The 26,762-nt window shown below is 65.9% G+C and carries 22 protein-coding genes; 10 read left to right on the top strand and 12 right to left on the bottom strand.

Translation table 11 applies throughout. The features are described from left to right. From Q2100_RS04465 to Q2100_RS04440, 6 genes are all read right to left on the bottom strand, one after another. Positions 1 to 684 (bottom strand): class I SAM-dependent methyltransferase (locus Q2100_RS04465; RefSeq protein WP_302912988.1); only part of this gene is annotated, 684 nt, incomplete at its 3' end. A gap of 98 nt (positions 685 to 782) precedes the next feature. Next, positions 783 to 2,123, bottom strand: coding sequence for an MFS transporter (locus tag Q2100_RS04460; protein ID WP_302912987.1), 1,341 nt, complete (start codon positions 2,121 to 2,123; stop codon positions 783 to 785). 44 nt (positions 2,124 to 2,167) lie between these two features. Beyond that, positions 2,168 to 3,277, bottom strand: a complete 1,110-nt coding sequence (locus Q2100_RS04455; RefSeq protein WP_302912986.1) for a PLP-dependent cysteine synthase family protein — start codon at positions 3,275 to 3,277, stop codon at positions 2,168 to 2,170. Between the two features lie 110 nt (positions 3,278 to 3,387). Next, complete coding sequence (lpqS, locus tag Q2100_RS04450; RefSeq protein WP_302912985.1) at positions 3,388 to 3,798, bottom strand: putative copper homeostasis (lipo)protein LpqS; 411 nt, start codon at positions 3,796 to 3,798, stop codon at positions 3,388 to 3,390. 437 nt (positions 3,799 to 4,235) lie between these two features. Further along, a complete protein-coding gene (locus Q2100_RS04445) occupies positions 4,236 to 5,156 on the bottom strand; it encodes a M56 family metallopeptidase (protein ID WP_302912984.1) in 921 nt (306 codons plus the stop codon). Positions 5,157 to 5,167: 11 nt separating this feature from the next. Then, a complete protein-coding gene (locus Q2100_RS04440) occupies positions 5,168 to 5,536 on the bottom strand; it encodes a BlaI/MecI/CopY family transcriptional regulator (RefSeq protein ID WP_302912983.1) in 369 nt (122 codons plus the stop codon). Between the two features lie 582 nt (positions 5,537 to 6,118). On the opposite strand from Q2100_RS04440, the gene Q2100_RS04435 reads away from it, so the two are divergent. Both Q2100_RS04435 and Q2100_RS04430 read left to right on the top strand, forming a co-directional pair. Next, positions 6,119 to 6,862: a response regulator gene (locus Q2100_RS04435; protein ID WP_302912982.1), complete on the top strand. Its 744-nt coding sequence runs from the start codon at positions 6,119 to 6,121 to the stop codon at positions 6,860 to 6,862. Further along, the gene (locus Q2100_RS04430) at positions 6,859 to 8,043 is read left to right on the top strand and encodes a sensor histidine kinase (protein WP_302912981.1); all 1,185 of its coding nucleotides are present in this window, start codon (positions 6,859 to 6,861) and stop codon (positions 8,041 to 8,043) included. Before Q2100_RS04435 ends, Q2100_RS04430 begins: the two co-directional genes overlap by 4 nt. Before the next feature lie 15 nt (positions 8,044 to 8,058). Here Q2100_RS04430 and Q2100_RS04425 read toward each other — a convergent pair whose 3' ends face one another. From Q2100_RS04425 to Q2100_RS04415, 3 genes are all read right to left on the bottom strand, one after another. After that, the gene (locus tag Q2100_RS04425; RefSeq protein WP_302912980.1) at positions 8,059 to 8,736 is read right to left on the bottom strand and encodes a DUF305 domain-containing protein; all 678 of its coding nucleotides are present in this window, start codon (positions 8,734 to 8,736) and stop codon (positions 8,059 to 8,061) included. A 209-nt stretch (positions 8,737 to 8,945) separates the two neighbouring features. Beyond that, positions 8,946 to 9,965: a cation diffusion facilitator family transporter gene (locus Q2100_RS04420; RefSeq protein ID WP_302912979.1), complete on the bottom strand. Its 1,020-nt coding sequence runs from the start codon at positions 9,963 to 9,965 to the stop codon at positions 8,946 to 8,948. Next, positions 9,962 to 10,384 carry an ArsR/SmtB family transcription factor gene (locus Q2100_RS04415; protein WP_302912978.1) on the bottom strand — a complete coding sequence of 141 codons (423 nt, stop codon included), beginning with the start codon at positions 10,382 to 10,384 and terminating at the stop codon, positions 9,962 to 9,964. The genes Q2100_RS04420 and Q2100_RS04415 overlap by 4 nt, the downstream gene beginning before the upstream one ends. Before the next feature lie 889 nt (positions 10,385 to 11,273). Between Q2100_RS04415 and Q2100_RS04410 the strand changes: the two genes are divergently transcribed. The 3 genes from Q2100_RS04410 to Q2100_RS04400 are packed head-to-tail and all read left to right on the top strand — an operon-like array spanning position 11,274 to position 14,162. Continuing rightward, entirely contained in the window at positions 11,274 to 11,828 is a 555-nt protein-coding gene (locus tag Q2100_RS04410; protein WP_302912977.1) for a hypothetical protein, read from the top strand. A 2-nt stretch (positions 11,829 to 11,830) separates the two neighbouring features. Beyond that, a complete protein-coding gene (locus tag Q2100_RS04405; protein ID WP_302912976.1) occupies positions 11,831 to 13,150 on the top strand; it encodes a Dyp-type peroxidase in 1,320 nt (439 codons plus the stop codon). A gap of 10 nt (positions 13,151 to 13,160) precedes the next feature. After that, positions 13,161 to 14,162 carry a hypothetical protein gene (locus Q2100_RS04400; RefSeq protein WP_302912975.1) on the top strand — a complete coding sequence of 334 codons (1,002 nt, stop codon included), beginning with the start codon at positions 13,161 to 13,163 and terminating at the stop codon, positions 14,160 to 14,162. Between the two features lie 7 nt (positions 14,163 to 14,169). Here Q2100_RS04400 and Q2100_RS04395 read toward each other — a convergent pair whose 3' ends face one another. Then, positions 14,170 to 14,955: a putative antibiotic biosynthesis monooxygenase gene (locus Q2100_RS04395; protein ID WP_302912974.1), complete on the bottom strand. Its 786-nt coding sequence runs from the start codon at positions 14,953 to 14,955 to the stop codon at positions 14,170 to 14,172. A gap of 534 nt (positions 14,956 to 15,489) precedes the next feature. On the opposite strand from Q2100_RS04395, the gene Q2100_RS04390 reads away from it, so the two are divergent. Then, entirely contained in the window at positions 15,490 to 15,861 is a 372-nt protein-coding gene (locus tag Q2100_RS04390) for a nuclear transport factor 2 family protein (protein ID WP_302912973.1), read from the top strand. A 138-nt stretch (positions 15,862 to 15,999) separates the two neighbouring features. Here Q2100_RS04390 and Q2100_RS04385 read toward each other — a convergent pair whose 3' ends face one another. Next, positions 16,000 to 16,878, bottom strand: coding sequence for a 1-acyl-sn-glycerol-3-phosphate acyltransferase (locus Q2100_RS04385; protein ID WP_302912972.1), 879 nt, complete (start codon positions 16,876 to 16,878; stop codon positions 16,000 to 16,002). 192 nt (positions 16,879 to 17,070) lie between these two features. Between Q2100_RS04385 and Q2100_RS04380 the strand changes: the two genes are divergently transcribed. Together Q2100_RS04380 and Q2100_RS04375 are read left to right on the top strand one after the other, a co-directional pair. Continuing rightward, positions 17,071 to 18,798: a SulP family inorganic anion transporter gene (locus Q2100_RS04380; RefSeq protein WP_302912971.1), complete on the top strand. Its 1,728-nt coding sequence runs from the start codon at positions 17,071 to 17,073 to the stop codon at positions 18,796 to 18,798. 211 nt (positions 18,799 to 19,009) lie between these two features. Continuing rightward, positions 19,010 to 20,800 carry a potassium channel family protein gene (locus tag Q2100_RS04375; RefSeq protein WP_302912970.1) on the top strand — a complete coding sequence of 597 codons (1,791 nt, stop codon included), beginning with the start codon at positions 19,010 to 19,012 and terminating at the stop codon, positions 20,798 to 20,800. Here the strand turns inward: Q2100_RS04375 and Q2100_RS04370 are convergent. Continuing rightward, the gene (locus tag Q2100_RS04370; RefSeq protein ID WP_302912969.1) at positions 20,797 to 25,017 is read right to left on the bottom strand and encodes an nSTAND1 domain-containing NTPase; all 4,221 of its coding nucleotides are present in this window, start codon (positions 25,015 to 25,017) and stop codon (positions 20,797 to 20,799) included. The two genes, Q2100_RS04375 and Q2100_RS04370, sit on opposite strands and share 4 nt — an antisense overlap. Positions 25,018 to 25,119: 102 nt before the next feature. Between Q2100_RS04370 and Q2100_RS04365 the strand changes: the two genes are divergently transcribed. Together Q2100_RS04365 and Q2100_RS04360 are read left to right on the top strand one after the other, a co-directional pair. Further along, entirely contained in the window at positions 25,120 to 25,854 is a 735-nt protein-coding gene (locus tag Q2100_RS04365; RefSeq protein WP_302912968.1) for a VIT1/CCC1 transporter family protein, read from the top strand. A 35-nt stretch (positions 25,855 to 25,889) separates the two neighbouring features. Continuing rightward, entirely contained in the window at positions 25,890 to 26,756 is an 867-nt protein-coding gene (locus tag Q2100_RS04360) for a DMT family transporter (protein ID WP_302912967.1), read from the top strand. Positions 26,757 to 26,762: the final 6 nt, after the last annotated feature.

Below are 26,762 nucleotides of genomic sequence, written 5' to 3'. Positions count from 1 at the left end.
TTTGGTCAGTGCGTAGTAGGCGTAGCGCACATCGAGTCGGTTCTGCGGCACCAGGGTGATCAGTCGCGGCGTCAGACCACGCCGGGCGGCTTGTATCCAGAAGTCGTCGATCGCGAAAGTGGTCATGTTCGCCAGGTTTCGCCGGTAATTACGACCGTGGCCCCGAGTCGCGCGATCAGTGGTGTGATACTTCACCTGAATCATCGCCAACCCGCCATCGACCAACACGCGCTGTGCGGCATCGAGTATGCGCAGCGCTTCCTCTGGGCCCGCGGTGAGCTCCACGACGTAGAGACACAAGAACACATCGCAGGTGTTCTCGCGGCCGACGGTGGCGGCGTATGCGTCGTTGATATCGATGAGCAGGCCGGTGGTGGGGGTGTCGCACACCTGACCGACTTGGCGCACGCACTCCGCGACGCTGTCGGCTGAGACGTCAGCGGCGATGAAGTGCGAGCAGCGGGGCGCGAAGGCGACGGCGTTGGCGCCGCCGCCGCAGCCCCACTCGATGACGGTGCCAGGATGATCGGGCAGGTCGAGCGCCTTAGCGAAGGTGTCGAACATCGCGATGTGGTCGCGGCCCACCTGCGCCCAGTCGGGGTCAGACAGGCCGCCACGCCAGTGCGAGTTGGCTTTCCAGCCGACCCCGCTGTCATCGCTCCAGTAGCGGCCGGCGTCGCCCACCCGGCGGGGAAGCGCCTGGTGGCCCCGAAGTCGAACCGCTCGCAGTCGGCGCAGGTAGCTACGGCTGACGCTGAGCACCGATGAACGCCGGCCCGGGGTCACTCGGAACCTCTTGTGCCGTCGTGGGGGCCGGACGGTGGAACCGGGTGAGATGGTGCGCCGTGTTCGTGGCGCATTGATGACTCGCTGGGATGTGTTGAGCGGGTAGGGTCTGCGCGTGGACCGCCGCCGAGCATGTCGTTGGCGGCGCGCGATTGGGGCTGCAGCCGGCCGGTGCGGTCGAGTCGGTATAGTGCAGCCGCCGAGCCTAGGCCTATGACCGTCAGCGCTATCCAGATGAGGTATTCCACTCCGGCGTCGCGAGTGACTTGCATCAGCGTCCCGGTGGCGAGATTGCCGACAAGGATCCCCACCCCGACGATCGTGTTGTAGAACCCGTAGTGGGTGCCGACCAACCGATCGCCCGACAGCGACACCACGGTGTCCATCTCGAATGGGAACACCGCCGCTGAACCGACCGCCAACACGGCTGCCGCCAGCAGCAGGGCGACGCCAGCCGCGATTGTGCCGAATCGTTCGCCGTCGGGGATCACCACCAGTGGCACGAACGCCGCGGCGAGGACGACCAGACCGACGGCCAACGAATGGCCCGCCCCCCATCGTCGGGCGAACCATGCAGTAATGCGCAGCTGCCCGAACACCGCGACCAAGCCGGACACCACGAACACCGCGGCGACAATCAGTGACTCATCGTGAGGTGCGAGGAGCCTGGCCTGCAGCGGTAGGGCGAGGTAGACCTGGAAGGACAATACGTAAGAGCCGGTCATCGCCGCAGCGAAGAGCAGAAACGCTCTGTTGGACACCACGAGACGCCAGTCCGCCAGTACCGAGGTTTTCTCGGCTACAGCGCCGGGGCGATGCTGCGGCAACGCGAACAGCTGCGCAATGGTGAGGGCGGCGAAGACGACCGCCGCCGCCGCAGCGGTGATGCGGAAGTCGAATACCATCAGCGCCAATCCGACCAGCGGACCTGCAAGTATCCCGGCTTGGTAGAAGATGTTGAACACTGCGAACGCCTCGACCCGGCGCGGCCCGGCGTCGGCCGCCAGATAGGCACGCACCGCCGGGTTGAACAGCGCACCGGCGAATCCCGTTGCGGCAGAGGCGATCAGCACCGCAGGCAAGGAGTCGGCGACAATCAGGAGGCCGAATCCGGCGGTGCGCAGCACACAGCCGGCCACGATCAAGGGCTTGTACCCGAGCCGGTCGGCCAGGGTGCCGCCGACGATGAACATCCCCTGCTGGGAGAAGTTGCGGACACCCAACACCAGTCCAACCGCCCACGCGGCCAGCCCCAGCGGGCCGGCCAGGTAACCGGCCAGGTAGGGCATCAGCATGTAGAAGCCCAGATTGATGCCGAACTGGTTGATCATCAGCATCCGGCTGGGCCAGCCGAAGCTGCGGAACTGGGCGAAGACCCCTGTCACCGCAGCACCGCCACCGGGTCGACGACGGTGGTACAGCGGGTCCACCGCGACACCACATGCGAGCGTGGATCGCTGATGACCGCCGGTTCGGCACGTGGTGTGCCGTCGAGCAGTCCGTGGGTCCGGCAATAGTCGTCGTTGTAGACGGTGTCGAAGTAGCGTTGGGGCCCGTCGGGGAACACCGCGGCGATGGTCGTGTCCGGGGCCAGCGTGCGCGCCGCCCATCCGGCCACCAGCGCGACCGCACCGACACTCCACCCGCCGCTGGCGTAGTGCGTGGACGCCAGGGTGCGGCAGGCCCACACCGCCTCGGCCGGAGCCACCCAGTGCACTTCGTTGAAGGCCTCGTAATCCACGTTGCCCGGATGGATGCTCGAACCAAGGCCGCGCATCAAGCGGGTGCTGGCCGGCTGACCGAAAATTGTCGATCCGATAGTGTCCACGCCGATCAGCCGCAGGTTGGGGTTGAACTCCCGCAGCACTCGTGCCACCCCGGCTGAGTGCCCACCGGTGCCCACCGAGCACACCAGAACGTCAATATGGCCGAGCTGGGCCTGCAGCTCGAGCGCCAGGGGGCGGTAGGCCTGCACGTTTTCGGGATTGTTGTACTGATCGGGATACCACGCTTGTGGGTCGGTGCTGAGGATCTCCTGGACGCGGTCGCGGCGGGCCTGTTGCCAGCCGCCGTCGCGGTGCGGTTCGGTCACCAGCTCGACGTCTGCCCCGAAGGCCGACAGCATCCGCTGAATGATCGGTTCCATACCCGGATCGGTGACCAGGGTGACCGGGTGCGCGTAAACAGTGCCTGCCAGCGCTAAGCCCAAACCCAAGGTGCCGCTGGTCGATTCGACGATTCTGGCTCCGGGCCGTAGTGCGCCGCTGGCTCGGCCGCGTTCGACCATGTGCATGGCGGGCCGGTCCTTCATGCCCCCGGGGTTGAAGCCTTCGAGTTTGGCCCAGAAGCCGCGCTCACCACTGGTGAACGGTGCGCCGATGCGCAGCACAGGGGTACGGCCGACCATGGTGCCCGGCCGGTCGTAGCGTCCGAGGTGGCGGTGGTTGAAGGGCGGGACGTGAGGTGTGTGAACGGACAGGACGTGATTCATTGGGGCGTCGCTTCTGTTCGAGGCCGCGACGGTCCGCGCGGCTGCTGATGGCGGGCAGCGGTCACCGACCAGGCTCGCGAGAAAGGCGGGCGTGGTCTGGCGCTACGAGATCAGCGGCGCGCGATGCACAGCCGGGTCAAAATGACCCGGCCACTCTGAGGAACAGCGAGTCTGCGGGGTGGCCCCCGAATGGCCGGCAACGACGCCTGCCGCCAGAACACTGCGGTAGTAACGAGTGCTGCCATCAAGGCCAGTGCAACCAGCGTGATGGTGGCGCGAGGTAGCACCGCCTCGGCGAAGGTGTCGGGCGCCACGGGCGTGGATTCGTTCGTCAGGTGCGGGTGGTCGGCCGGCACCGCGAAATCCCCGTGCGGTCCAGCAACCGATGCGTGTGGGCCGTGAGGTGACTCCTGCGCGCCGGGCAGTGTCCACTGGACACCGATCACGGCGACCCAGAACGCGAGCACCAGCGCGACAGCTGGGCGCCATCGCGTCTGCAGAGCCGCGTCGTTGTACCTCACAATGTTTCCGACTGTAGCAGCGGATCGGGACCAAACCATCGAGGCGCCGACTCGTCGCCATGTTGTTATCGCGTCGCGATCGTACGACGGGCCGCTTTGAAGCGGTCGATGACACCGCCACGCCAGCGGCGCGAGACCCGTTGCCCCTGACCAGTTCTAGCTTCTCGCGGTGGTGTGGCGGCCCGTCATTTGACGAGCGTTGTTGCAGCTCATCTACGGTTTTGCTCCGTAGATGGAGGTGGTGTCGGGTCGGCGCGCGGGCGAACCGTCCGGGGCCTCGCCGCGCCCTGCGCGGCCGGCCGCCCGCAGTTGTGGGATGGCTCGCCGACGGGATGCCACCGGCGACGTTTCGCGCCGGCATTGCTTCGGCCGACCAGAGGCAACGCATCTGTCCGACTTTTCCTCGCCGGGTGTCGCGAGACAACAGCTATCTGCCGCTAGTGGTGGCAGAGCAGCTCGATCAATGCCGGAGCGGTCAGTGTCGCCGTCATCGTGGCCGCCAGGCCGAGCCGTTGGCGCCATTGGGCACTTCGGGGGGCGGGCGTCGCCAGTCGAAGTGCCCGGGTTGCCACGGCTGTCGCCGCGGCGGCCAGGCCCTCGGGCAGCGGCGCATGGGTTCCGGCCAAGGTGAGTAGACCGCTGAGCAGGGGCCGGGTGCCGACGCGGCGGGCTGCGGAATCGTCGGCACACATTTCCAGCAGAGCAGCCACCGATTCAGCGGCACTGCCGAACAGCGTCAGACGAGGCAGATTGGCGGCGAGGGCGCGCAGCACCAGCAGGATCTGGTGGTGGCGTCCGGCGATGTGAGCATTTTCGTGCGCCAATACCGCCGCCAGTTGCCGACTGTCTAGTGAGTCCAGCGCCGCGGAGGTGATGACGATGGCGTTGGGTCTGCCCAGGACGCAGTAGGCGGCAGGGCGGCGTGCCTCGACGACGACCACACCGGGCCGTTCCGTCGGGCGCCCTATCAACCGCGCCGCGTGAGCATGCTCGCGGCTGCGTGAGCGCAGGCCGGCTATGGAACGCCCGACGCGGGCGATGACCACGATCGAGGTGAGCAGGCCGGCGACGATCAACGCGATCGTCCCGAACTGTCCCGGCAGCCCGGTGTGATCAGAGACGCCGAACAGTTCCAGGCACAGTGTCAGCGCTGAGGAGTCTCTGACACCCTCCAGCGCGGCGACGATGATCAGGGCCAGCGCACCGATCCAGGCCAGTACCGCGGCAACGACCGCGGTGAGCCAAGCCGCAACGCCCATGTGAGGGCTGATCCCGGCCGCGGTGAGTCGTCGCAATAATGGCGGGGCCAACCACGTCAGGACGGCTCCGTAGACCAGCAGCCACAACCCAGTTGTCATCGCCGCGGTCGTCATCGCCGCCGCCGGCCCCTGCGCAATGCGGCTTTGAGTTGGGCAGATTCCTCTTCGCTCATCTGCTCGACGAAGTGGGCCAGCACCACGTCGGCGTCACCACCGGACTCAAACGCCGCTCGCATCAACCGCGCGGACCGCTCCTCGCGAGTCATCGACGGCGTATACAGGTAGGCCTTGCCACTGCGCTCACGTTGCAGCCAGCTCTTGCGGTGCAGGTTGTCCATCGTCGACAGCACCGTCGTGTAGGCGATCCGGCGACCGCGGGAGAGCTCATCGAAGATTTCGCGAACGGTGACCGGTTCAGCGTGGTCCCACACCCGATCCATCACCACGGCCTCGAGGTCGCCGAATCCTCGCTGCTCCATCTCGACACTCCTGCTCTCAGCGCTGCCCGCCCTGTCGGGCGTGGTAGACGCGATTTGTCAGACCAATGTAGCGGGTCAACGGGCAGATCTCGGGACAGCGCGGACCTAACCGTGACACGCCACTCGGAGCTACGGCCTTACGGCCCGGTCGCCAAACGCCCATGACGGCAATCGCGGCGACCAGCAGCCCGACGGCCACCCGTGGGGCGCCTCGTACCCATCATCGGGAGGCACGGCGGCACCTGCCACTTCTCAACCTCAGCTTGGGCGCCGTGTGTCCCGCGCACGGGTTTGCCTATCGCTCTCGACACGGTCCTGGGCTGAGGCGCGAAAAAGCGCTGCAGCCCCCACAACGCGAGTGTCCAGAACAACGCGATCGTGACACCTGGCAGCAGCCACCGTTCCCGGCCCAGAACCGCTGCCAACACCGCAGCGCAGTCGGGCATCGGGACCTCCTCACTTTCCAGGGTCGGGCCTGACCGGTCCGGACTCGATAAGGGTCGTGTGAAGATCTGCTCAAGGACACGTCCATGGCATCAGTCTCGGACATGCGGTGGGTCTGCGATGGGCATCATGAACGCTATGGAACAGCCCGTGGGACCTCTCCATGCTCAGCCGCGGGGATATCGGGCATTGGTCGTCGACGACGAGACGGCGCTGGCTGAGGTAGTAGCGAGCTATCTGGAACGTGAGCACTTCGAGGCCACCGTGACCGGCAACGGCACCGAGGCAATCACCATCGCACGCGAACTCGATCCTGATGTCGTCATTCTGGACATCGGCCTGCCCGGTATCGACGGACTGGAGGTCTGCCGGCAGTTACGGACGTTCTCGGACGCCTACGTGGTGATGCTCACCGCCCGCGATGCCGAGATCGACACCGTCCTGGGACTCACCGTCGGCGCCGACGATTACGTCACGAAGCCGTTCAGTCCTCGAGAACTGGTCGCTCGCATCCGAGCGATGCTGCGGCGGCCACGAGTGCTGCACGCCGCCGGCGCCGCCTCGCCGATCGAGGCGCCACCGCGGATCTTCGGCCCGCTGCGCATCAACGTCGCCGCGCGCGAAGTCAGTATCGGCGACGAGCCGATCATGCTGACTCGCACCGAGTTCGACATCCTCGAGGCGCTGTCGGCGCGACCCGGGGTCGTCTTGAGCCGGCGCCAGCTTCTCGAGGCTGTACGTGAGGGCCCATGGGTTGGCAATGAGCACCTCGTCGACGTCCACATGGGCCATCTGCGCCGCAAGCTCGGCGACGACGCCGCAAAACCGCGCTTCATCGCCACAGTGCGCGGCGTGGGGTATCGGATGGGCAGCGGCCAATGACATCCGCCGAGGGACTCGAGATGGACCGAGGGCCGGCATGGCGCCGACCGGGCATTGGTTTACGGCTGCTGGCGGCCCAAGCCATCGTGCTGGCCGCCGGCGCGGCCACTACAGCCGTGGTAGCGGCCATCGTCGGACCGCCACTGTTTCGCGAACACCTGCACCGAGCGGGCGTACCGACGAACTCGCTGGAAGAGGTACACGCCGAGGAGGCCTACGGCTATGCCACCGTCATCTCAATCGGCGGGGCGCTCGCGGTGTCGGCCCTCGCTGCACTGGCTGTCAGCTGGTACGTCAGCCGCCGACTGCAACGATCGGTCACCGAGGTCGCCTCAGCGGCAACCGCGGTCGCCGATGGCCGGTACGACATCCGGGTTTCACCTCCACACCTCGGCGAGGATTTCGACGCCCTCGCGGACGCTTTCAACCAGATGGCGATGCAGTTGCAGACGGTGGAGGCCACACGCCGACGACTGTTCGGCGATCTCGCACACGAAATACGTACTCCGGTCGCGGTATTGGAAGCCTACGTCGAGGCGCTGGAGGACGGTGTACGCACCCTCACTCCCCAGACCGCCGCGATGCTGCGCGACCAGACCCGGCGCCTAGTCAGATTCGCCAGCGACGTCGCCGCCCTGGCGCAAGCCGAGGAAAGCTCCACCTCCATGGAATGGAACCCGATCAATGTCGATCACCTGCTGCAGCGCTGCGCCGCTGCAGCGCAGGAACGCTTCGAGCGCCAGGGAGTAGCCCTGCGTACCACGGCGCACACGAAACTTCCGCCGATTTGGGGAGACGAGTTGCGGTTGGCCCAAGTCCTGGCCAATCTGCTCGACAACGCCGTGCGTCACACCGCATCTGGTGGAAGCGTCGAGCTCAGTGCTCGCATCGATGGGCCCAGGCTCGTGATCGGAGTCTCCGACACCGGTGAGGGCATCGCCGCCGAACACCTGCCGCATGTCTTCGAACGGTTCTACCGCGCCGATAACGCCCGAGATCGCGAGCACGGGGGTGCCGGGATCGGATTGGCGATCGCCAAGGCCCTCGTCGTGGCCCACGGCGGCGCCATCCATGTCGACAGCCCAGGCCCCGGCTCGGGAGCCGTCTTCACCGTGACGATGCCGCTGCGAGCCTCCGATACTCAGCGCGCAAACGCCGCGGCGAGATCGGGCACGCGTTAGAGGCGACGCCTGCGCTCACATCGCATCTACCAAGCCCTGCATCGTGGCGACCTCCTGCTGCTGGGAGGACACGATGTCACGTGCCAACTGCACCGCCGGCGGGTACTGCCCACCGTCGATCTCCTGCTGCGCCATCGTGATCGCGCCCTTGTGGTGCTCAATCATCTGAGTGAGAAACAGCCGGCTCGCCTCAGCGCCCTGAGCGCTTTCCAGCGCCGCCATGTCCGCTTCCGACATCATCCCGTGGCCGCTACCGCCCATGGCCGGCATGTCACCGCCACCGGACATGTCATGGCCAGGCATGTTATGACCAGGCATGCTGCTGGGCGGCGTTGTCGTCGACGCTGCCGAGGCACCCCACTGGTCCAGCCAGCTCTGCAGCTGTTCGATCTCCGGTGCCTGAGCGGCCTTGATCTCGTTGGCCAGCGCCATCACCTGAGGATCAATGCCTCGCTTGGCCACCAGCATGTCGCTCATCTCGACGGCCTGCTGATGATGCGGGATCATTCCCTGCGCGAACACCACGTCAGCATCATTATGTGCCTGAGCGCCAACGGAGCTGCTGCTGGGCGCCTCTGCTGACGACGTCGTTGCCGAGGCCTCAGTATCGCCTCCCGAGTCACTACAGGCGCTCAGGGCGAGCACCGCTGCCATCGCGGCTGCGGCGAAGTATCCGTACCGCCTATGCTGCATCGCTAATCCTTTCCGTGGCCTCACCCCGCGAGGTCCATACCGTGTGACGGCAACCCATCCGCCTGACTCGTCGCCAGCCTCCGTCCCTCGGATATGGGCTGGTTCGTCGTTCGGTGAAGATTCCGTAAAGACACATCGGCAGCCCAGTTGATACGGCGCGCGGGGTCAAGCAGCCTCGGCCGTTGGGGGGCTGACCGTCATGGCCGTTCTCAAGCCGGGTAGGCGTGGATGAGTGCGGTGGAGAGTTTGGGTACGGCGTGGGTGAGGGTGTGTTCGGCGTCGTGGGCGATCTTGTGCGCGTCGTGAAGGCTGAGGGTGGGATCGATGTCGAGCTCGGCGTCGGCGTGGAGGCGATGTCCGATCCACCGCATTCTGACGCTTCGCACGTCTGTGACGCCGGGTTCGGCGGCGAGCGCGGCTTCGGCGGCGTCGACGAGTTCGGGGTCCACGCCATCGAGGAGTCGGCGGAACACGTCGCGCACGGCGGTGCGCAGAACGGCGAGGATGGCGACGGTGATCACGATTCCGATGATCGGATCTGCAAGTGGGAAGCCCAGCGCGACGCCGCCGGCGCCGAGAAGCACCGCCAGTGAGGTGAATCCGTCGGTGCGGGCGTGCAGGCCGTCGGCGATGAGGGCCGCGGAGCCGATGCGGCGACCGACGCGGATGCGATAGACCGCGACGAGTTCGTTGCCGATGAACCCGACCAGGCCGGCCGCGCCGACCCAGCCCACGTGGTCGATGGTGACCGTGTTGACCAGTCGGCGGATGGACTCGTAGCCCGCGACCGCCGCGGACAGCGCGATCATGGCGATGACGAACAATCCGGCGAGGTCTTCGACGCGGCCGAAACCGTAGGTGTAGCGGCGCGTGGCCGCTCGGCGGCCAAGGACGAAAGCGATCCATAGGGGTATGGCGGTCAGTGCGTCTGAGAAGTTGTGGATCGTGTCGGCGAGCAACGCGACCGAGCCCGAGATGGCCACGATGACGATCTGCGCCAACGCGGTGAGGCCCAGGGCGATAAGGCTGACCTTCACGGCCCGGATACCTGCGGCGCTAGATTCCAGGGCGCCGTCGATGCTGTCGGAGGCATCGTGGCTGTGCGGGGCGAAGACTTCCCTGAGTGCGGCTTTGACCTTGCCGCCAGTGCTCAGGGGCTCGTGGTCGTGGTCGTGCGCGTGGTGGGAGTGGTCGCTTCCGTGAGCGTGCAGGTGGGTGTCGCGGGTCATGTACCGAATCCTTTTCGCTGCGCCGCAGTAACTTCGGCGTCGGTAGTGAGGTGCAGCTCGCGCAGGTCTGCGCTGTCACGGTGATGCCCGGGTGTGCCGGGGCCGGCGTGCTCGGCGTTGAAGACGGCATCGGTCACCAACTGCCCGATGTGGTCGTTTTCCAAGGTGTAGAAGATTGTGGTGCCGTCCCGGCGAGTGCGGACCAGCCTGGCCATCCTGAGCTTGGCCAAGTGTTGGGAGACGGACGGCGCGGGCTTCCCGATGTGCTCGGCGAGTTCGTTCACTGACATTTCGCGGCCCACTAGGGCCCACAGCACCTGCACGCGGGTGGCGTCGGACAGCATCCGGAACACCTCGACGACCAGCGCAGTCTGATCGTCCGGCAGCCGCCGCCGACATCCACCGCTATCTGCGTTCATACGTAGATAGTAGATCAGATCGCGCAATGGGACAGATGACGATTGGAAGTCGCCATGCGTCATCGCAGAAGCGGTCCTATAGCCGGTACTTCCACCACCGGGACTGAGACGCAGCCCGTGATAGGGCCTGTCGAACATGCTCGCGGAGGCCCGCCGGAACGACCGGAAGGGGAACGAACTTGGGAACGAAGCGCTATAAAACCAACCCGAACGACTGAGATCCAGCGCAATGCGTACAACGCCTACGCTGGCCTGAGCTGGTCTTATGGGACACGGCGTACCTCGGTGCATCGCCGGTGCCTGTCTCATAACCCCACAGGTCGCAGGTTCGAATCCTGTCACCGCTACCAGGTAATCGGCCCCCGGCCTTCGGTTCGGGGGCCGTTTTCATTGGGTTCGGGAACACCTCTATGAGCGCGTCAGACTTCCTGACGAAGGGTCGTGTCTGTGGGTCGAGCTCCCTTGAATGTCGCCAGTACAAGACGCGGAGCCGTGCCGCCGTCGGCGCGATGAGCCATGGCGCGTTCAACAGCCGACTCGAGGTATTCGGGGAAGCGCAGCGAGTCACGCGCAAGGCGACGATGCTCTGCAACAAGGCTGTAGTGCGTTGGCCGCGCGCCGCGCTTCACAACAAACCCGCCGCGACATGAACTCAGTGATCGGTTTGGTCGTCAAGGCTTCGGGTTTGCGGAAGCGGACGGCTTGCTCTAGACCGTCAGCTCCGGAGATGGTCTGTGTGGCAGACGGAATTCATGCCGCACTGTGAACCATCCCGTGAACGTACGCATGCGTTTGGCGATTCGGCCTCTTCTTGCGCCTCCTCAAAGCATCTCGCTGGAACTGCGCCGGTGCTAGGTTCGGCTCACCGATACTGTGAAGGGGCGTCAATATGGCGGAGCAAGATTGGTCGAAACCGGCTGCGTTGGCGATCCCCGAGGAGGGCTATTTCGAATTGGAGCGGGGCCGGTTCGGCCCGGTGTTCCCGCGGACCCCGGCTTGCTACGGGTTCTCGATCATCGCCAAGGTGAAGGAGGGCCGCGAGGAGGCTGTTCGGGCGTACGGCAAGACGATCGAGGAGACGATTGCGAGCAGTCCGGATGCGCTGGCGCCACTGCGGTTGCACTACCTGCGGTGGAATCTCTTCGACATCGGATCTGGCCTGCACTTCCAGTACATGGGCATCTTCGACACCGACTTCGACAAGTACACCGAGGACGCGGTCGCGCTGTTCGGCGCGACGGGTATTACGACCATCTTCACCCAACTCGAAGGCTTCCCCGAGGATTGGAAGGAGAACCCGGACGCGTTCATCAAGTTCGTTCGTGATCACCACGTTCCCAGTTTTCTGGAGTATGGGGAGTACCCGTACGTGACGGCCGACGAGATCAAGAAGGCGCTGCGGCTCAAGGCCGCGTTTTCGACCATGCTCGACCAGATGCAATAACAGTGCTTGAGTTCGACGACATTCAGCACCTCCTGCTGACCCGCACCCCTGCGATCACCGGCCGCTACGAGTTCCTGTCCTTCGACACACCGCAGGGCGGACGGGCGTGGCTCACGGAGTTGCTCGATAAGGTCCAGTCGGCGACCGATGCCCGGGCCACGATGGACGAGTCGGATCGTTGGGTCACGTTGGCGTTCACCTGGAACGGGTTGCGCGCACTCGGCGTAGATGACGAGTCCCTTGCCAGTTTTCCCGACGAGTTCCGCGAGGGGATGGCGGCCCGGGCGGACATCCTCGGTGACACCGACGCCGCGGCGCCCGAGCATTGGGTCGGCGGGTTGGCTGGTGAGGACGTGCACGCGATCGCGATCTTGTTTTCCCGCACCGAGGAGCAGTGCAGACGCTCGATCGCGGAGCACGACAAGCTGCTGGCGCGGACCGACGGGGTGCGCAGTGTGTCGGTCCTCGATCTCAATGCGTCCCCACCGTTCAACTATGCCCACGACCACTTCGGCTTCCGCGATCGGTTGTCGCAGCCGGTGATGAAGGGATCCGGGGAGGAGCCCACACCCGGTTCGGGAGCGGCGTTGGAGCCTGGTGAGTTCATCCTGGGCTATCCCGACGAAGACGGGCCAGTCGTCAATCTTCCCCAACCGCAGGTGTTGTCGCGCAATGGAAGTTTCATGGCGTACCGGCGGTTGCAGGAGCACGTCGGGCTCTTCCGCGACTACTTGCGTGAGCGGGCCGACACCGCCGAGGGGCAGGAACTGCTGGCGGCGAAGTTCATGGGGCGCTGGCGCAGCGGCGCACCACTGGTGCTCGCCCCCGACGCCGACGATCCGGAACTCGGTGCAGATCCGATGCGTAACAACGACTTCAATTACAAGGAGATGGACCCGCTCGGCTACGCGTGTCCGCTGGGATCACACGCGCGTCGGCTCAATCCGCGCGATACCGCCCACAACATGAACCGTCGCCGCATGATCCGCCGCGGTGCAACCTATGGGCCCGCCCTTCCCGATGGTGCACCCGACGACGGAGTGGACCGTGGGATCGCTGCGTTCATCATCTGCGCGGATCTGGTGCGCCAGTTCGAGTTCGCCCAGAACGTGTGGATCAACGACAAGACCTTCCACGAATTGGGCAACGAGCACGACCCGATCTGCGGGACCCAGGACGGCGCACTGGATTTCACCGTTCCTCAGCGGCCGATCCGCAAGGTGCACAAGGGGATACCGGCTTTCACAACGTTGCGGGGCGGCGCGTACTTCTTCCTTCCCGGCATCAACGCCCTGCGCTACCTCGCCACGCTCGGCGTTTAGGAGGATCACCATGAAGGCTCGGACGTACAACCAGGCTCATATCGCTCGGGCCCACACCGGCGGCCGGCGTATCAGCATCTACTGGACGTGGAGCTATCCCTGGGAAGCTCAACGCGATCCGGCTGAAATCTACAACCGATTCTCCACCATTACCGAAGTGCGCAATGTCTTGTGGCCCGCCTACGAGACACCCGAGTACGACGCAGCGAACTTCCTGCAGGGTATCGCGGGCACCTTGGAACTCTTCCATCGCTCCGCCCTGGCGTTTCAGGACCTCGCCCAGGAAGCCACCGGACACCCGGTGGCCGTCTTCCAGCGCATCGACCAGGCCGGCTACAAGCTCCCGATCGACGAACGCATCTTGGCCGATACCGACACGCTCATGGTGTTCGGACTCGACCATCTGCTCGGCGAAGAAGAAGCCTCTCCTGACGAGATCGCCGCGATCACTGAGTGGCTCAAGCGAGAGGGCACCTGTCTGCTGCTGGCGCCGCACCACGATGTCGGCTTCACCGACGATCCCGATCAACGCCAAATGGAGTACGAGCACCACGGCGACCGCCTGGTCCCGCGCCAACAACGATTCAGCCAGTACACCCGCTCGCTGATGCGCGCGCTCGAAGTGCCCGTGCACAACATTTGGGGGTTGCGACCCGCCGTCGTGGAAGGCACCAAGGACATTGCGCCCCTGACCGGCATCCGCGACCTCGACAGCCCTGGGTTGCTCGACAACGTCACCACCTTCAACTTCCATCCGCACCTGCCGCACTACGAACTCACCGCGCCCGAAAGCGACGGACTACGGGTCCTCGGACGCCAGCGCGTCGATCCCAACCGCCCGCACCCGTTCACCGAGGCGGGCAACACCGAGTTCAATGCGCTGATCTGGATGCCGCCTGTCGCTCAGCGCGCGGGCGACATCGTCCTCATCGATTCCACCCACTTCACCACCCTGTTCGGCGGCACCGACAGCCTTCGCAACCTCTGGCACAACCTCGCCACAATGAAATGACGTGCCGTCAGTTCCAGAACTGCAGCACCTCGACGGTCGCGAAGGTGGTCAAACATGCGGCGTAGACGATCACGGCTACTGCGGCGCCACGCAGGCTGATTCGCCGACTGGCCCCGTCCACCGGGTCCAGCCAGCGGCGGCACCATGACGCCGCCGTGGGCATCAACCACCATTGCATCAGTGCCACGCTGAGAACCTGGACGAGCCACACCGACAGCCACGGCTCGGCACCCAACCCCGCGATCACCGGTGTCACGTATTTCGACATCAGCATCACCATGGGGTAAAGCACCATCAGCAGGAGCATCGCCGTCTTCCAGCTCGGTGTCATCTGTGGTTTCCCGTCCACGTTGCGCACCGTGGTGCCGAATGGGGTGGTCTTGGCGTACACCGCGAAATCCCTTGTCAGACTGGACCGCACCGGCGGCAGCACCTCGTTGCGCTGATGAGACCCCAGCCACGCCGACAACTGGGGTTCGGTGCGAAACCGGATGATCGACATCCACTGGCCCGCCGCGCCCGGCCGGAAGATGGCCGTGCCCTCATAGCCGGGGAACTGGGAGGCGGCCGCCGTCAGCGTGACGTGGGCGGCTTGGAAGTCGGCCTCCATCCCGGTGGACACGCTGGAGGAAACAATCGCCACACCGGTCGGGATCACCGCACCATCGATGACCACCAAATCCGAGGTAAGCCGATAAAATCCATGTGTCGCGGCGGCAAGCGCCAACTGCTTCCACGTCGCCCCGTCGAGCCACAGATGGAGTGAGTCCTCGGATTCGAAGGTGACGGCCACGGCCCAGTCCAGCGGGGCATCGCGGGAGATCGACGCGGCGAATGCGACGAACCCTTCCGCGTCCTCCACGGCTGATCGCACGTCGCAGATCCAACTCTCGAAGATCTCGGGGTCGGCGGCCCGCTCGAAATTCGTGACGGCCATGGCCGTCATCGCGAGCTACCGCCACCACGTCGAATCGACGGCCGGCCACGGGCTTGGGTCGCAACCTCGAGGACCATGCGCGATTCTCCTTCATCAAGGGTCAGCCACGCTGGAGTACCAGCCATTCCCAGGTTGCGCCCTCTGCGACTCGATCCGTCGTGAAATGGCCAATGCGCGCAGAGGGCTGGTGTCACGGACCTATGCACAGATTGTCGAAAACTCTGTGCCCAACCGTCGCGGTGCTGTCACCATCAGCAGATGGTCGTATGACGACCCTCCCAGGAAGCTGGCGAGTGACGTACCGGTCCGCCGCTTACCAAGTAAGCGAGGGCCGGCACGCCACGTGAAGGGAAACGCATCGTGTCCAGTTCAGCGAATCCGTTAGACGCCGTGCTGCAGTACGTCGAAGCATTCAACAATGGCGACCCGACGGCCATGGCCGCCGGCTGCGCTGACCCGATGCAAATCCTCGACGGAATGGCGCCCCACGTATGGCAGGGGCCAACAGCAGCCCAAGACTGGTGGAGTGACGTGCTCATTGAAGGCGAACACCTCGGGGCGTCGGGCTACCGCATCGCCCTTGGCGAACCCCGCCATGTCGACGTCACCGGCGATTCCGCCTACGTTGTTGTTCCCGCCACCATGACCTTCGAGTTACGCGGTCAGACCATGACACAGACTGGGTCGCTGTATACGGTCGCGCTACGCCGGATCGAGTCAGACTGGCGCCTCACCGCCTGGGCGTGGGCCAAAGGCGCCTGAACGTCGCTCCGCACCGAACGGACGGTGGCCGGAACAGCGGCATGGCGCCGCGTGATGGGAGGAGCTGTTGCGGGCCCGCTCACCCCGGGCCGACGATGGCTGGCCGGACGCCTACTGGCCGCCGCTGCGAGTGTGGAGTCAGCCGATGAGGGGGGTTCGCGTCGCGGTCATGTCGGTGAGCGCGTCCTGCATCGCTGCTTGGACGCGGGCTGCGTACTCATCGGCATCCTCGCCCTCGGATGCCGACATCGCGGGTAGTACGCGAGTGACCAGCTTGGTGGGCAGCGGAAGATAGGGCAGCAAGCCGACGGCACCGACGTTGATGCCCCAGGGAAGAGAAACGCTGATCGGGGCCGACTTCAGACGAAGGAGCTTGTCGAGCCGGAGCGCCCGAGCCAGGCGTTCCCCGCTGGAGATCACGAACAGAGACTCGCCGGCGCCCGCGGTGACGATGGGGACTATGGGAACACCCGCTTCGATGGCCAATCGGGCGAACCCGGCGCGACCGTCGAACTTGATGACGTTACGGTCGTCCCACGACTTGGCAGAGTCGATGTCGCCGCCGGGGAACACGGCGACGTGGTCACTCCGCGCGAATGCCTCTTGCGCGGATTGCTTGTCGGCGGGGCGCGCCCCGAGAGGTTCTATCAGGCTGCCGACTCTCAGCGTCCAGGCCAACTGGTGAGTGAGAATGGTGACCTCGCGCTCGAGTGCCAGCTGTTCCAGCGTGGCTGCCACCGCGAAGACGTTGAGGTCGAAGATCCCGCCGAACCCGTGATTCGCCACGAAGAGAACGGGGTCGTCTGGAGTCGTCGCCTCGGAGGTCACCTCGAGGCGGTTGTATCGACGGACGAACTCGATCGCGATGCGCCGGAAGGCAAAGGCCGCACCGCTGATCAGGTCACTGGGGGTGTCCGCGGCGCTGGTGTCCGCCTCGGCGCCCTCCTCGATTGCCGCCAGGAGTGCATCGGCAAGTCTCTCGACGTCGTTGTGGTCCTGGGACTCTGTGCCGGGCATGGGGCCTTTCGATCGTTTCCGTCCGTCGCGCTATCCAGATGATGCCGCAACGGTCGCTCACCGGATGTGCCTTGGCCGAAAGTCTGATCGACCGGTCTTCGCGCGTGTCGATCAGTGACATCGAGGGGCTGAAGCGTCCAACTCTCCATTCGGCTACACACCGTTCAGCGAGTTCGGCACACTGTCTCTGCTATGACGTCACCGAGGAATTCGTCGGCGAGCTGGTCGACGCTGGTCCCTGGGTTGCGCCCGCTCCTGAATTATCAGCGTGGTTGGCTTCGCGGCGACATACTCGCCGGCGTCACCGTGGCTGCCTATCTCGTTCCGCAGGTGATGGCCTACGCGACGGTCGCGGGCCTCCCCGCCGTAGCCGGCCTCTGGGCGGCGCTGGTGCCATTGGCCGTGTATGCATTCCTCGGGTCGTCACGGCAGCTGTCGGTGGGACCGGAATCCACGACCGCCCTCATGACGGCCACCGCGCTGGCGCCGCTGGTGGTAGGCGACCCCGCCCGCTATGCCGTGCTCGCGGCGGTGATGGCAGTCCTGGTCGGCGGGTTCTGCCTGCTGGGCGGGTTGTTGCGGTTGGGCTTTCTGGCTGACCTGTTGTCGCGGCCGGTTCTGATCGGCTACATGACCGGGGTGGCGGTCATCATGATCGGCGGACAGCTGGGCAAGGTGACCGGTGTGACCGTCGAGGGCGCCGAATTCGTGGATCAGGTGCGGAGTTTCGTCACCGGCGCCGCTGGCGCCCACTGGCCGACCATCATACTCGCCACGGCCGTGCTGGTGATGCTGCTGGCGATCGGGCGAGTGGCGCCGAAGTTCCCCGGCGCGTTGGTCGCTGTCCTGTCCGCGACTGCTGCGGTGGTGGTCTTCGCGCTCGAATCCCGGGGAATCCGGGTGGTCGGCGAGATACCGGCGGGCCTGCCGACCCCCAGTGTGCCGGTGATTCCCGCCGCAGATCTGTTGGCGATGCTCATTCCCGCGGCTGGAATCGCGGTGGTGGCCTTCTCCGACAACGCGCTGACCGCCCGCACTTTCGCGGCGCGGAAGGGCGAGAGCATCGACGCCAACGCTGAACTTCGAGCTTTGGGGATCTGCAATGTGGCGACCGGCTTGACGCACGGCTTCCCGGTCAGCTCGAGCGGCAGCCGCACTGCTCTCGGGGACGCGGTCGGTAGCCGGACCCAGGTGTATTCGTTGGTGGCGCTGGCCTCCGTGGTCGCGGTGATGTTCTTCGGACGCGGCCTCCTGGAGAACTTCCCGACCGCGGCCCTGGGCGCCTTGGTCGTGTTCGCCGCGCTCCGGCTCATCGATGTCGCAGAGTTCCGCAGGCTCGGCAGATTCCGCCGCAGCGAACTGCTGCTGGCGCTGGCCACCACCGCAGCGGTACTCGGGTTCGGCGTGCTCTACGGCGTGCTGGTGGCTATCGCGCTGTCCATCCTCGACCTCCTTCGGCGGGTGGCCCGGCCGCATGACGGCGTCCTCGGGCTGGTGCCGGGTGTGGCAGGGATGCACGATCTCGACGACTATCCCGACGCGAAACCGGTGCCCGGACTCATGGTCTACCGGTATGACGCGCCGCTGTTCTTCGCCAACGCCGAGGATTTCCGTCAACGCGCCCTTGCCGCGGTTGCGGAGAATGCGGAGGGCGTGGGTCCGATCGAATGGTTCGTGCTCAATGCGGAAGCAAATGTCGAAGTGGATCTCACCGCGGTCGATGCGCTTGACCAGTTGCGCCGCGATCTCGAGACACGCGGCATTGTCTTCGCGATGGCCCGGGTGAAGCAGGACCTGCGTGAACTTCTGGACGCCGCTGGGTTGGTCGAGAAGATCGGGGAGGACCGCATCTTCATGACCCTGCCGACGGCAGTCGAAGCCTTCCGTGGTCGCGCCACTGCACGGCCGCCGGATCAATGATCGGATCTGCGGCGCAGGACGGCTGAGGATCGCCGCCGAACCACAGCGCATGCGCCGTCTCGGACCCGGGGCTCTCAGGCGACCAACTCGAGTCAGCACCGATGCCGGCGATTGCCCATGGCGACCGCAGGTGGTCGGATACGCTCGCCCGATGGCGTCGCTCCGAGGTGGATCGCGCATTGATGACGTGACGTCGGCGTAGGGATCCCACATGGTCCGCCCTCGGTCTGTCAGACGCGTCCTCGCCGACTTCCGTTGGGCGTGGCTCGGATTCGCGGCGCTCGTGGCGTTCGTGCTCGGCTGGGTGGGCTACTCGGACCACCTCACCGAACTGTACGTCGAGGGATCCGCCAAGCATCCTCCCGTGGCAACCGACATCGCCTACAACACCTTCAAGCTGTTCCTGGGGGGATCGCCCGGCGCGACGGCGTTGCCGGTGACGCTGGAGATCGCCCGGATCCTCGCCCCGGTCGTGTCCGGGTACGCCGCGCTGAGCGGATTGGCCCTGCTGTTTCGCGACCGAATGCAACAACTGCGCATCCCGCTGATGCGGGGACACGTCGTCGTCTGCGGACTGGGCTATGTCGGCACCCTGTTCGTGGACCGCCTGCGGCGGGCCGGCTACCGGGTCGTCGTCGTCGAGCTGGACCCGGCGAATCCGCAGTTGCAGGTGTCCCGGAGCTGGCGCAGTCCCGTCATCGTGGGCGACGCGCGACTGGAAGCCACCTTGCGTGAGGCCGGCGTGGATCGCGCGGACCGTCTTCTCGCGGTCTGCCCGGACGATTCGGTGAACACCGAGATCGTTGCTGTCGCGCGGCGACTCGTCACCGGCCGGCGTCGCGGTCCGCTGCGATGCCTGGCGCGGATCGACAACCCCGAGCTGTGCCGGTTGTTGCGGGTACAGGAGGCGAACCTGTCCGCCGGATCGCCGTCATCGCTCGACTTCTTCAACCTCGAGGAGATCAGCGCGCAGTTGTGCCTCGATGAGTTCCCGATCGCAGTCGGGGAGTGCGACCGGCCGCACATCCTGGTCAGCCGACTCGACGCGGTAGGCACGTGGTTGGTGAAACACGCGGCGTGGAGCTGGTATTCGGACCGGAAGGACGACACGCCGCTATGGGTCACGGTCGTCGACGATCAGGCCCGGGACCGCATCCAGGGGCTGCTCGACCGGTATCCCGCACTCGAATCGACGTGCCGGTTCATCGAGTCGTCGATGTCGGTGCGTGATCTGGACCGACTCGACGCGATGCAGGCCGAGGCGGGAGCGCCCCCTGTCACGCGTGCCTACGTGAGTGCGTATCGCGACGAGGACGCGATCGAGGCCATGTTGAGGCTGCGCCACGACGTCGGCCCGGCGGTTCCGATGGTCGTCGTGTTGTCGCGGACGGACGGAGTGGCCCGATTGATCACCGACGCCACCGCCAGCGGCGAGCTGACGCACGTCAATGTGTTCCCGGCGCTGGAGCGAACGTGCACAGCCGAATTCGTCGCAGGCGGGTCGTTCGAGCGGGTTGCCATCGCCATCCACGATCGCTGGCGCGCGGGGCAGCTCGCCGTTGGGAAGGACGCGCCGCCCTGGTCGGAGCTCGACGAGTCGCGCAGGGAGTCCAACCGGGCCCAAGCCCGCGACATGCCGGTCAAGCTGCGCAGCATCGGATGCAGCATCGCGCCGCTGCATGACATCGGCGCACCGGCATTCGAGTTCACCGACGCGGAGTTCGAGATGCTCGCCGTCGCGGAGCACAAGCGCTGGGTCACTGAACGCCTGGAGTCGGGCTGGCGTCCGGGTCCCAAAGACGTCGAGCGCAAGACCACGCCGTATCTGGTCCCGTTCGACGAACTGCCGGACGACATTGCCGATCTTGACCGCGACGCGGTGCGTCAGATCCCTGACGCACTCGCCCTGGTCGACCTCAAGGCCGTCCGGTCCGTCAACGGGCCGGCGCACGTCCCACAGCCGACGCTCGTCGGCGACAATCGGCTACCAGGGCCTCGCTAGTCGTTGGGGACCGGCAGATCAGGGCAGACCTTGATGTAGTCCAGGTCGGGCGAGACCCACTCGTTCCACTGCTTGTGGCTCATGTTCTGAGTCAGTTTGTCGCACAACTCTTTGGACCCGGCAACGGCCGGCCAGACTCGGACGGTTCCGTCTGCGCTGCCCGAGATGATGCGCCGACCGTCAGGACTGAACACCACGCTGTTCACGTTGTCGGTGTGCGCGGTCAACGCATCACCCAGCTGCTGGCCGGACTCGACGTTCCACAACCGGATGGTCTCGTCGCGACTGGCAGAAGCAAGCGTGCGGCCGTCCGGGCTGTACGCCAGAGAAACGCCCCTGTCCTCATGGCCTTCCATCGGCTGACCGACGATGTCGAGCCCGTCGGCATCCAGCACCTCGATGAATCCGTCGACACCGGCGGCCGCGACGCGGCGCCCGTCGGGGCTGAAGGTCACGGCCCACACGATCCGCCGCGCCTCGCCGATCGTGGTGGCCGCGACCAATTGCCTTGTGTTGGCGTCCCACAACCGCACGGACCCGGTGTTGTCACCCTCGTCACCGCCGGAAACGATGCGGTTCCCGTCCGGACTGAACGCGACACTGTTCACCCGTTCGCCGTGTCTGTGCGGCTCACCGACGGGACGGAACGTCTTGACATCCCACAACTGGACGGTGCCATCGCGGTCGCTCTCTATGCCGACCGACGTGTCGCCACCGCCGATGGCCAGACGGCGTCCGTCGGGACTGAACGCCACGCTCGTCAGTGGCCCCTGCCCAGGGTCGATCGGCGCACCGACAGCCATGCCGGTGCTTGCGTCCCACATCCGGACGAAGCCGTCGGCGCCGGCGATTGCCAGGCGCCGCCCGTCCGGGCCGAATGCGACGCTGGACAGCGGCCTGTCACTGACGACGAGCGGGTTTCCGACCGGGCGGCCGTTGGCCGCGTCCCACAGGCGCACTGTGCCGTCGTCGCCGGCCGATGCGATGCGTTCACCGTCGGGGCTCACCGCCACGCTGGTCACGCCTCCGATGTGGCCGAACAATGGCCGACGTATGCCGACATCCCACAATCGGATCGTCCCGTCCTGCGATCCCGAGAGGAGCCGCGTTCCGTCGGGACTGAACGACAGCGTCCACACACCACCCTTCTGCCCCAGCATGGGCGCACCCAGCATTCGGCGAGTGTCGGCGTCCCACAGCCGCACCGCACCGTCGCCGCTGCCGGAGGCGAGCCGGTGACCGTCGGGGCTGAACACCACGCTGAGTACCCGGCTCCCGCGTGCGGCAAGGGGTTCGCCGATCGGCCGCCCGGTTCCGGCGTCCCACAAACGCACATCCCCGTCGCCGCCCGCGGAGGCGATGCGGCGGCCGTCCGGGCTGAACGCCACATCGATCACTTCGCCGGCGTGACCGGTCAGCGAAGGCCCGGACTGTTTGCCCGTCTTGACGTCCCACAACCTCAGCGTTCCGTCGGCATTCCCGGTGACGATGCGCCGGCCGTCGGGACCGAACTCCACGCTGATGACCCTGTCCGGGTGTTTCAGCGGTTGGCCGATGGGCATGCCGTTCTTGGTATTCCACAGCCGCACGGTGCGGTCTATGCTGCCGGATGCAAGCATCTGCCCGTCCGGACTGAACGACACCGCCCACACCTGGTCCTGATGGCCTGTCATCGGCTGACCGATGGGTTGCCCGGTGTCTGCGTTCCACAGCCGTACGGTGAGATCGTCGCTGACGGAGGCGATTGTGTGACCGTCGGGACTGAAGGTGGCGCCGTCGATCCACTTGGTGTGTCCGACCAGGTCCGGTCCCAGCTGAAGGCCGGTCTGAGCGTCGTACAAGCGCAATGTCCCGTTGTCCCCGCCTGCGACGAAGCGGCGACCGTCAGGGCTGAAGATGGCTCCGAAGACGCCCATCGCCGGGTCGATCAGCTTGAGGGTGTTGAACGTCTCGACTCCGACGGAGTACATGTTCTGGTCGAATGTGTTCGGAGAGAGCGCGTTCGCGGCGAGTAGCTCCATCAGGGCCCGTGCGTCACTGCCCGGCCTGCTGCCGTTCAGCATGCTGTCGGCATCGGAGGCCAGCCGCACGCTCGTCGCCTGGCGGAACCGGTCTTGTGCCTGATGGCGAGCGCTGGTGGCATAGACGAGCCCGACGACGGCAACAACGGCGACCACCGCGGTCATGGCGAGAACGGCACGCAGGATGCGTGATCGCTTGCGGAGATCGATCGTGTGCGCCTCGGCCTCCGCTTGCCGTTCCTGCGCATGACGTAATTCGGCGTGGCGGCGTTCTTCCTCCGCGGCCACCCGCTCGTTCTCGCTCTGCCGAGAGGCGTCGAGGTACTCGCGCACCGGCTGCATGCGTTGGATGAATGTGGGAGAGCTCACCACGGTTTCGGCATCCGTGAGACGGGTTCCGGAGAGAAGCCATGCCGCATCTCTGTTGTTGGTCTTCCACGCTGTGTCGGCGCGCTCGACGTCATCGGCGACCTGCAGTTCGTGCCGCTGCTCGCGAAGCCACTTCGCCAGCTCGTCCCACTGTCGCAGAAGGCTTTCCAACGCGACCTCGACCACCACGTGGTCATCGCGCCGGTCCTTGACCAGCAGTCGTTTGGCGACCAGCCGGTCGATCAGTGGTCTGCTGTCCTCCGGTAGGTCGTCATAGCGGGCCATCCGCCGAAGGGGCTGGTCGTTCTTGGGGTTCACCGTGGCCAGCCACGGGATGAAAGCAGATCGCAGACAACCGAGTTGAACGTTCCGTTCGTCGGGGTCGGTCGCGAGGACCTCGTCGATCTCGGTCTGGACGACGCGGCGCATCCCACCCATTGCCTCGTACTGCTCCACCGTCAGTTCACCGGTCGAGCCGTAGTCGGCGTACAGGCGCGCCAACGTCAACGACAGCATCGGCAGTGTGTCGGCGCCCTCGGCGGCGTCGGCGAGAAGCATGTCCACCAGGGCGGGCGAGATCGCGAGGCGACGTCCCCCTTCGGTGGCGCGCGCAGCGGGGCCTGTGATCACTTCCTTGAACTGGTTGGGCGGCATCGGCTTCAGGTCGTCGAAAACCCTCGATTCGAGACCGGCCAATTCAGGATGGGTCTGCATGATCTCGAACCGGTCGGTCCGGATGGTCGCCACCACGACCAGGTTCAGAGGCCGAGCGTCGGTGCGTGCCGTCAGCCGCCTGAGCAGCGACAGCAGCTCGCCACCCTGCGCTCCGGCGTCCGCGGAGAACAATTCCTCGGCTTGATCCAAGGGGAGGATCAAAGTCGGAGGGGCGGGTTTCTCATCGCCGCGAACCGGATCGGGCAACCGGTCGGCCGCCGCCCGCTGGATGTCGAGCAGTAATTCGCGCAGGCGCTCGATGTCGTCGGTGCAGGCGGTCTTGATGTCGCCGAGACTGGGTGTCGACATGCCCATCCTGTCCCGGGCGTTCCAGATGGCCGCTGCCAGTCCGGTGGCTCCGGTGAGCGCGTTGCGGCCGGGCCGCACGGTGCCGAGCAGAGTGAAACGACGGTCCTCGCGTGCCAGGCGCGGCAGCAGACCCGCGCGGAGGAACGAGGACTTGCCCGCTCCGGACGGCCCCAGAATCACGAACAGCGACTTCGTTTCTGCCAGTCTCATGCCGCGGAGTTCGTCGAGCCCCCTCACGATTGGCGCATCGCGGCCGACGAACACCGCCGCGTCGACTTGTTCGAACGGCTCCCAACCGCGATACGGGGCCCGGTTCACGTCCTCCGGTGGAGGCCAGACGAAGGAATTCGCGCTGATGCCGGTCCCGCGGATCGCGTCACGTAACCGGTAAAGCCCTTTGGTGGCGAACAACACCGGCGGTCCGCTGCCGATGTCAATGGGGGTCATGTCACTCTCGCCGAAGAGGTCGCACCGCTGCCACTCCGAGGTGAGATCGTCACCGACCGAAGGCTCGATTCGAGCACACAGGATCTGCTTGTTCAGATTCTCCGCAACGCGGTACTCGGTCTTGCACTCATGGGACGCTTCCCAATTTGCGGACAGCAGGCAGACCACGGCCTCACATCTGGCGCTGGCCTGCTGCAGCCGGTCCTTCCATCGCTCTCCAGGCCGCAGCCCCACCTCTGGGTCGATGTCGAGGAAGATCTCGGTCGCCAGCGCAGGCTCCTGGCCCACCATCCAGCGCTTCAGGGCCAACGCCTCTCGCGCATCGAGACTGGAATGGCTGAGGAATATCCGCGACATGTGATCCTTGGGTTAGCTCGGAGGTTAAACCTCCCTGTCGAAGCGTGAAGTTGCTTTGCGGGAAATCGTCGTCAGCGTCAGCGGCGGGATTAGCCTCAACCTATGACAGCTGACGGTGCGGGAAGCGCCCCCACGCCGGGCACAGCGAAGCCGCACCACGGATCGGTCGCCGGCAGGCTCAACTGGCTACGCGCCGCGGTTCTGGGAGCCAACGACGGAATCGTCTCGACAGCGGGAATCGTCGTCGGGGTCGCTGCGGCCTCCGCCGACCGCGGACCACTGTTCACCGCCGGCCTTGCCGGGTTGGTGGCCGGGGCGCTGTCGATGGCGGTCGGCGAGTACGTGTCCGTCAGCACTGCCCGCGACACCGAACGGGCGGTGCTCGACCGAGAAGAACAAGAACTGCAACAACAGCCGGACGCCGAGCTGGATGAACTCGTCGGGCTGTACGAGGCACGGGGGCTGTCGCCGCAGACGGCGCGTCAGGCCGCCGCCGAACTGACCGCCTTCGACCCGCTCGCCGCGCACGCGGAGGTCGAATTGCGCATCGATCCGGAGAACCTGACGAATCCGTGGCTGGCGGCGTTCTCATCCGCGGCGTCGTTCACCGTCGGCGCCCTGCTGCCGTTCCTCGCGATCCTCATTCCGCCGCCGACCGCCCGGATACCGGTCACCGCCGTTGTGGTCCTGATCGCACTGGCGGTCACCGGCTGGCTGGCCGCCCGGCTCGGCGGCGCGAAACCGTTGCGCCCGATCCTGCGCGTGACCGTGGGCGGCGCGCTCGCGATGGTCATCACCTTCGGTATCGGCCACCTCGTCGGCGTGATGATCGCATGACGCCGGCCCAGATGCCTGGCACCGGCGCAGGATCCATGCCGGAGAACCTGGCATTCGGGGCCGCGCTGAGCTCACTGTCGTTCTTCTGCACCGCGGTGATGAGTGCCCTGGTGAGAGCCACCGAAGACCTCACCTCGACAGCCGTCATCCTGCTGTTCCAGAACCTGATCTGTCTTCTGTTCATCATCCCGGTCACCCTCCGTCGCGGTTGGGCCTCGCTGCGCACCGGCAAGATCGGCCTTCACGTGCTGCGCGCGGTGACCGGAACGGCTGCCTGGTATGCGCTCTTCGTCGCCATCACGCTGATGCCGCTGACGAACGCGATCCTGCTCACGTTCAGTGCGCCGTTGTGGATGCCGGTGATCGCCTGGGCGGTCCGGCGCCAACGTGTTTCGCGGGCGACATGGGTCGGCGCCGCGATCGGCTTCGTCGGCGTGGTGTTCGTATTGCAACCCCATCACCAGGATTTCAACGTCGGCGTCGTCTACGCGCTGGCGGGTGCGTTCTTCCTCGCGGTGGCGCTGATGTCCGTGGGGTGGCTGGGGACTACCGAGCCGGCGCCCAGGATCCTGTTCTACTACTTCCTGTTCGCCACCATCCTGGTCGCGCCGTTCGCGCTGGTCGACTGGGAACCGTTCGGGGCGGAGGCGTCGATCTACCTGGTCGGTATCGGGCTGACCCTGCTCGTCGGCCAGGTGTTCATCGTCCTTGCCTACCGCTACGCGTCGGCGGTCAAGGTGGGCCCCTTCATCTACACGGTCATCGTGTTCACCGCCCTGATCGACTGGGTGCTCTGGGACCGGGCGCCGACCTTGTTCGTCGTCCTTGGCATGGTTCTGGTGATCGGCGGCGGCATCGTCGCGATCCGCAAGAAGCCCGAGCCGACACCAGTGGACACGTAGCCGCGG

Origin of the sequence: Mycolicibacterium arseniciresistens, from assembly GCF_030519285.1 — a bacterium.
Taxonomy (GTDB): domain Bacteria; phylum Actinomycetota; class Actinomycetes; order Mycobacteriales; family Mycobacteriaceae; genus Mycobacterium; species Mycobacterium arseniciresistens.
This window is presented reverse-complemented; position numbering and strand designations above follow the sequence as displayed.

Excerpts from the sequence above, each read along its gene's own strand:
- Q2100_RS04370 (WP_302912969.1), bottom strand. The coding sequence starts at position 25,017 with ATGTCGCGGATATTCCTCAGCCATTCCAGTCTCGATGCGCGAGAGGCG.
- Q2100_RS04445 (WP_302912984.1), bottom strand. The coding sequence starts at position 5,156 with ATGACAACTGGGTTGTGGCTGCTGGTCTACGGAGCCGTCCTGACGTGG.
- Q2100_RS04410 (WP_302912977.1), top strand. The coding sequence starts at position 11,274 with ATGGCGGAGCAAGATTGGTCGAAACCGGCTGCGTTGGCGATCCCCGAG.
- Q2100_RS04435 (WP_302912982.1), top strand. The coding sequence starts at position 6,119 with ATGGAACAGCCCGTGGGACCTCTCCATGCTCAGCCGCGGGGATATCGG.
- Q2100_RS04420 (WP_302912979.1), bottom strand. The coding sequence starts at position 9,965 with ATGACCCGCGACACCCACCTGCACGCTCACGGAAGCGACCACTCCCAC.
- Q2100_RS04460 (WP_302912987.1), bottom strand. The coding sequence starts at position 2,123 with ATGCTGATGATCAACCAGTTCGGCATCAATCTGGGCTTCTACATGCTG.
- Q2100_RS04430 (WP_302912981.1), top strand. The coding sequence starts at position 6,859 with ATGACATCCGCCGAGGGACTCGAGATGGACCGAGGGCCGGCATGGCGC.
- Q2100_RS04385 (WP_302912972.1), bottom strand. The coding sequence starts at position 16,878 with ATGCCCGGCACAGAGTCCCAGGACCACAACGACGTCGAGAGACTTGCC.
- Q2100_RS04455 (WP_302912986.1), bottom strand. The coding sequence starts at position 3,277 with ATGAATCACGTCCTGTCCGTTCACACACCTCACGTCCCGCCCTTCAAC.
- Q2100_RS04375 (WP_302912970.1), top strand. The coding sequence starts at position 19,010 with ATGGTCCGCCCTCGGTCTGTCAGACGCGTCCTCGCCGACTTCCGTTGG.
- Q2100_RS04400 (WP_302912975.1), top strand. The coding sequence starts at position 13,161 with ATGAAGGCTCGGACGTACAACCAGGCTCATATCGCTCGGGCCCACACC.
- Q2100_RS04365 (WP_302912968.1), top strand. The coding sequence starts at position 25,120 with ATGACAGCTGACGGTGCGGGAAGCGCCCCCACGCCGGGCACAGCGAAG.
- Q2100_RS04415 (WP_302912978.1), bottom strand. The coding sequence starts at position 10,384 with ATGAACGCAGATAGCGGTGGATGTCGGCGGCGGCTGCCGGACGATCAG.
- Q2100_RS04425 (WP_302912980.1), bottom strand. The coding sequence starts at position 8,736 with ATGCAGCATAGGCGGTACGGATACTTCGCCGCAGCCGCGATGGCAGCG.
- Q2100_RS04440 (WP_302912983.1), bottom strand. The coding sequence starts at position 5,536 with ATGGAGCAGCGAGGATTCGGCGACCTCGAGGCCGTGGTGATGGATCGG.
- Q2100_RS04360 (WP_302912967.1), top strand. The coding sequence starts at position 25,890 with ATGCCGGAGAACCTGGCATTCGGGGCCGCGCTGAGCTCACTGTCGTTC.
- Q2100_RS04380 (WP_302912971.1), top strand. The coding sequence starts at position 17,071 with ATGACGTCACCGAGGAATTCGTCGGCGAGCTGGTCGACGCTGGTCCCT.